This window comes from Dokdonella sp., assembly GCF_039926425.1.
Lineage (GTDB): Bacteria > Pseudomonadota > Gammaproteobacteria > Xanthomonadales > Rhodanobacteraceae > Dokdonella_A.
Window position 1 is genome coordinate 1 of record NZ_JBDSWZ010000110.1, and the last position, 4,911, is coordinate 4,911.

The 4,911-nt window shown below is 65.8% G+C and carries 2 protein-coding genes and 1 pseudogene; all 3 read left to right on the plus strand.

Annotated elements, in window-relative coordinates; all coding sequences use genetic code 11:
• Window positions 1–2,757: UvrD-helicase domain-containing protein (locus tag ABIV12_RS06960; protein WP_348057638.1), on the plus strand; the 2,757-nt coding region annotated here is incomplete at its 5' end.
• On the plus strand, window positions 2,754–4,568 hold the full coding sequence (recD, locus tag ABIV12_RS06965) for an exodeoxyribonuclease V subunit alpha (RefSeq protein ID WP_348057640.1): 1,815 nt from the start codon (window positions 2,754–2,756) through the stop codon (window positions 4,566–4,568). The genes ABIV12_RS06960 and recD, both read left to right, overlap by 4 nt.
• 96 nt (window positions 4,569–4,664) lie before the next feature.
• Window positions 4,665–4,911 (plus strand): annotated as a pseudogene (locus ABIV12_RS06970) (S9 family peptidase); the annotation flags it as partial.

Consider the following 4,911-nt stretch of genomic DNA (forward strand, 5'->3'; position numbering starts at 1 on the left):
CGCAAACTGGCCGCCGCCGCACGAGAGGAATTGCACGACCTGCATAATGCATTCACGGTTGCCGTCGACGCGTGGCTCGACGCGGCCCGGTCTGTCGACACGGCGCAATCGCGCCGCTGGCCCGTTCTCCTCGATGAAGCGCGTTCCCATGCGCAGGCGCAACTGTCGGTGCGCAAGCAGCATGCATCGCGACAGAGCTACGACGACCTGATCCATCACCTGTACGGCGCACTCGTTGACGTCGAGCAGGGTCCGCGTCTTGCGCGCGCGCTGCACGCGCGCTATCCGGTCATCCTCGTCGACGAGTTCCAGGACACCGACCAACACCAGTTCGAAATTTTTCAACGCATGCATTCAGCGCACCCGGGAGGTGCATTGATCCTCGTCGGCGATCCGAAGCAGGCGATCTACCGGTTTCGCGGCGGCGATATCGAAGCCTACCTGCGCGCATCGGCCGGCGCGCATGCGCGCCATGCGCTGTCGCGCAATTTCCGTTCGTCGCCAGGCCTGCTGCGTGCCATCGATGCAGTGTTCACCCAGGACGACGCGCACCCTGCGTTCGTCGATGAGCGAATCCGCTTTCGCAGCGTTCAAGCGGGCGGCCGGGTTGCCGATGACGACGTGGTCGTCGACGGCGCACCGATCACTCCGCTGACCGTGTGGACTCTGCGCGACGGAAGCGACACACCCAACAAGGACGATGGGCGATCGCAGTTGGCGCGGGGTTGTGCGCAGACGATCGTCGACCTGTTGGCGGCGTCACGCGCCGGTTCGGCAACGGTGCGGAATCGACAGTCGGGCGTGCCCGCCCCACTCGTTTCGCACGATATGGCGGTGCTCGTGACCACCAACGCAGAGGCGACGTTGATGCAGGACGCGCTGACCGCGCGCGGCGTCGCCAGCGCGATGATTCGCCAGGAAAGCGTCTTCGCGTCGAGCGAAGCGCGTGACTTGCACGCATTCCTTGCCGCCATCGACGGCCGTGACGATGCGAGTCTACGCGCAGCCCTTGCGTCGAGACTGTTCGGTTTCGATGCGAGCGCGCTTGCAATGCTCGCCGCCGCGGAAAACGCGCACGCATGGCAGGCGCAGTTGCAGCGCCTCGACGCATTGCGCCGGCTGTGGACGGAGCACGGCGTTCTGGCGATGTGCGAACGGGTCTTCGAATGGCGCGCCGCGACGATTCTCGATGAGCGTTCCGGCGATCGCCGCATGACCAATTATCTGCAGCTCGCTGATCTGCTGCAGCGCGAATCGGCACGCCAGTTCGCGCAAGCCGGCTTGATCGACTGGCTCGGGCGGCGGATTGCGGAAGCCGATGATCGCAACGAAGAGGAACAGGTGCGCCTTGAGTCGGACGCGGACCGCGTGCAGATCGCCACCATCCACGCGAGCAAGGGACTCGAGTACAACCTGGTGTTTCTGCCGTTCACCGCGCTCAGCCCGGGTCAGCACAGCGGAACGCCGAGCACGTTCGAATGGCATGCCGACGACACAAGGAATCTGTGGGTGCGCGCTGCGGGTGACGAACAGGCGGACGATTTCGACAACGCCCGATCCCTCGAGCAACGCGAGTCGCTCGCCGAGCGTGTGCGCGTGCTGTACGTCGCGCTGACGCGCGCGCGGTACGCCTGCTGGTTCTCGTGGGATGTCATCGGCAGCAAGGGTCTTGCGCCGGCATTGGCGCAATTGTGGCACCGCGGCGTGATGCCCAAGGCACAGGGCGAAACACGCGCTGCGCTGCTGCGCCTCCAACACTCCTTTCCCGACGGAGTGCGGATCGTCGACGTTCCGGAAACAAGCGGCAAGACCACCCAGCCGTCACCGATGTCATCGCTTCCTCCGGCGCGCCGGCTCGGCGCACACATCGATGCGACGTGGTGGATCAGCAGCTTTTCGCAACTACGTGATGGGCAGCGCAGCACGCTCGACGATGCGAACGGCGTGGACGATGAGACCCCGCCGAACGCCGATGCCGCAGCCGCCGCTGTCGACGCCGGCATCGCAGACTGGCCACGCGGTGATCGCTTCGGCACCGCGATCCACGAGATTCTCGAACGCACCGATTTTTTCGTCTGGCGAGGTCATGCCGGTTCGGCGCTGCCGGCGAGCGAACGTGAGGCGATCGTCGCGCGATTGCATCGGCACGCGCTCGCATCGGCTGAGCGCGATGCGGAATTGCAACGCGTGGTTGCCCGGATGCTCGGTGCGACACTGAACACGCGACTGCCGGGCGACGTGACCTTGGCCGGGCTGGCGGCGCGCGATCGCCGTGCCGAACTGCCGTTCCATTTCGCGATCGCGGGCGCGAATCCGGACGCGCTGATCGCGCTGCTGCGCAGCGACGGCTATCAGCAGCGACGAACCGATTTCGCGCGTGCGCAGCATCGTCTCGCAGGGTTGATGACCGGCGTCATCGATCTCGTCTATCGTCACGATGGACGCTGGTGGATCGTCGACTACAAGACCAATCATCTCGGCACGCGTCGCGCGGACTACGCGCCGGCTGCGTTGGCAGCTGCCGTGCAGGACAGCGACTACGATCTGCAATACCTGATCTATACGCTTGCGTTGCACCGATGGTTGCGCGCGCGGCTTGGCGATCGCTATGACTACGCGCGCGATTTCGGAGGCGCGATCTACCTGTTCCTGCGCGGTCTGTCGCCCGATGGCAGCCATGGCGTGCATGTCGATCGTCCGAACGCCACGTTGATCGACGCGATGGACACGTTGCTGGCGGCCGGGGCGACGCGGTGATTGACCTCGGGAAATTGCAGAACAGCGGTGCGCTGCGCGCCCTCGACGTCGAGTTCGCCCGGATGATGCGACGCCTCGACGGCCGCGACGACGACGTGTTCGCGCTCGCCTGCGCGGCGGCGAGCCAGGCGATTGCGCAGGGCCACAGTTGTCTCGAACTGTCCGCGCTCGGTGAACTTCTGTCGACGGCCAGCTCCGAACCGCCGGAGGCGGTGTGGCCGACGGCGGTCGCGTTGCGCCACGCACTGCAGGCCTCGTCGCTCGTCTGCAGGGTTGATATCGACAGCGCCGCGCCTCTGGTCTTCGACGGTGCGAATCGTCTGTGGCTGCGTCGGTATTTCGACTACGAACGCAAGGTTGCGTCGTCGCTGCGTGCGCGTGCGCGTTTGCTGCGTGAGATCGGGGATCTGCCGGGGCTTCGCGAACGGATGCAACAGCGGTTCCCCCCCTCGCGTGATACCGACTGGCAAGCCATCGCGGTCGCGCTGGGATTGCGTTCTCACCTGGCGGTCATCAGCGGTGGCCCGGGTACCGGAAAGACCACCAGCGTTCTGTGGTTGCTGGTGGCGTTGCTTGAAAGTGCCGAAGCGCAGGGCCGACCGCTGCCGCGCATTCGCCTCGCTGCACCGACCGGCAAGGCGGCTGCACGACTGGGCGAATCGATCCGCGAGCGCACGGCGGCGATCGACTGCAGCGACTCGGTGCGCGCCGCCATTCGCGCCGACGAGGCGTCGACGCTGCATCGTCTGCTCGGTTTTCGGCCGCGGGTCGGTTTTCGCCACGATCGCAATCATCCCGTCAGCGCCGATATCGTGATCGTCGACGAAGCGTCGATGATCGATCTGCCACTGATGGCGCATCTGCTCGACGCGTTGGCCGATGACACCGCGCTGGTGCTGCTTGGCGACGTCGGGCAGCTCGCATCCGTCGAGGCCGGACACGTGCTCGCGTCCATTGGAGCGGGCGCCGACGAGGTGAATCGCTATTCCGGCGGGACCGCCGCCGATCTCGCTGCAATGACCGGTGTCTCCGTTCCGATCGACGACAGCCCGCGCGCTGCGCTCTCCGACGTGTTCGTCGAACTGCGGCAAAGCCACCGCTTTGGCGAGCACAGCGGCATCGGACGTCTGGCGCAGGAGATTCGCGCTGGCCGGGACGACGCGGCGATTGCACTCCTTGAGTCTCGTCCGCTCGACGTCGAATGGCGACGCGGCGATCGTGACGAGATCGCCCGAATGCAGCGCGGTAGTTGGGTCGATCGCTACCGGGCGATTGCACTCGCACCGACTGCGCGTGATGCGCTGTCGGCTGCCAACCGCTTTCGCATTCTCACAGCAGTGCGAGAAGGCGTCTTCGGAAACAAGGCGATCAATCGAGCAATCGAGGATGCACTCGGCGGCAGTGCACCGTGGTATCACGGCCGACTCGTGATGGTCACCGCGAATGATTATCGGCGCAGTCTGTTCAACGGAGACATCGGCGTGTCGTGGCGTGAGCCGAATGCCGATCCGCAGGTGTGGTTTCCGGGAGCAGACGGTGCACTCCGCGCGTTTGCCCCGTACGCGTTGCCTGCGCATGAACCCGCGTTCGCGATGACCGTGCACAAAAGCCAGGGTTCGGAGTTCGACGAAATCGCCGTGGTGTTGCCCGGAACGACGCAGCGGGTGCTTGGACGCGAGCTTCTGTACACCGCAGTCACGCGCGCTCGCTCGCACGTGACGCTGCATGCCGACGAAGGCGTGCTGCGCGCGGCGATCGCGCAGCGACTCGAACGCTGGAGTGGCTTGCCGGGTTTTCTGCGCCCCCCCTGAGCGCTCGGTGCGGAGCCCCCGTGCGCGCGCGCGCCTGCCGCGCTTGGCGAGTCATGACGCCTGCGGTCTAATGTCGGCTTTCCCGCGGAGCCGTCCATGTCCCGTGCGTTTGTAGCATCCGCCCTGCTCTGGTTGTCATCTCTCGTGCATGCCGATCGTCTGACCGTCGACCGCCTCTACTCCGACCCGGATCTCAACGGGCCGTCGCCGCGTGCGCTGAAGATCGCGCCCGATGGCACGCGCGTGACGTTCCTGCGTGGGCGCAGTGACGACCAGAATCAGCTCGACCTGTGGCAGTACGAGATTGCGAGCGGCAAGACGGAACGCCTCGTCGATTCGGCGG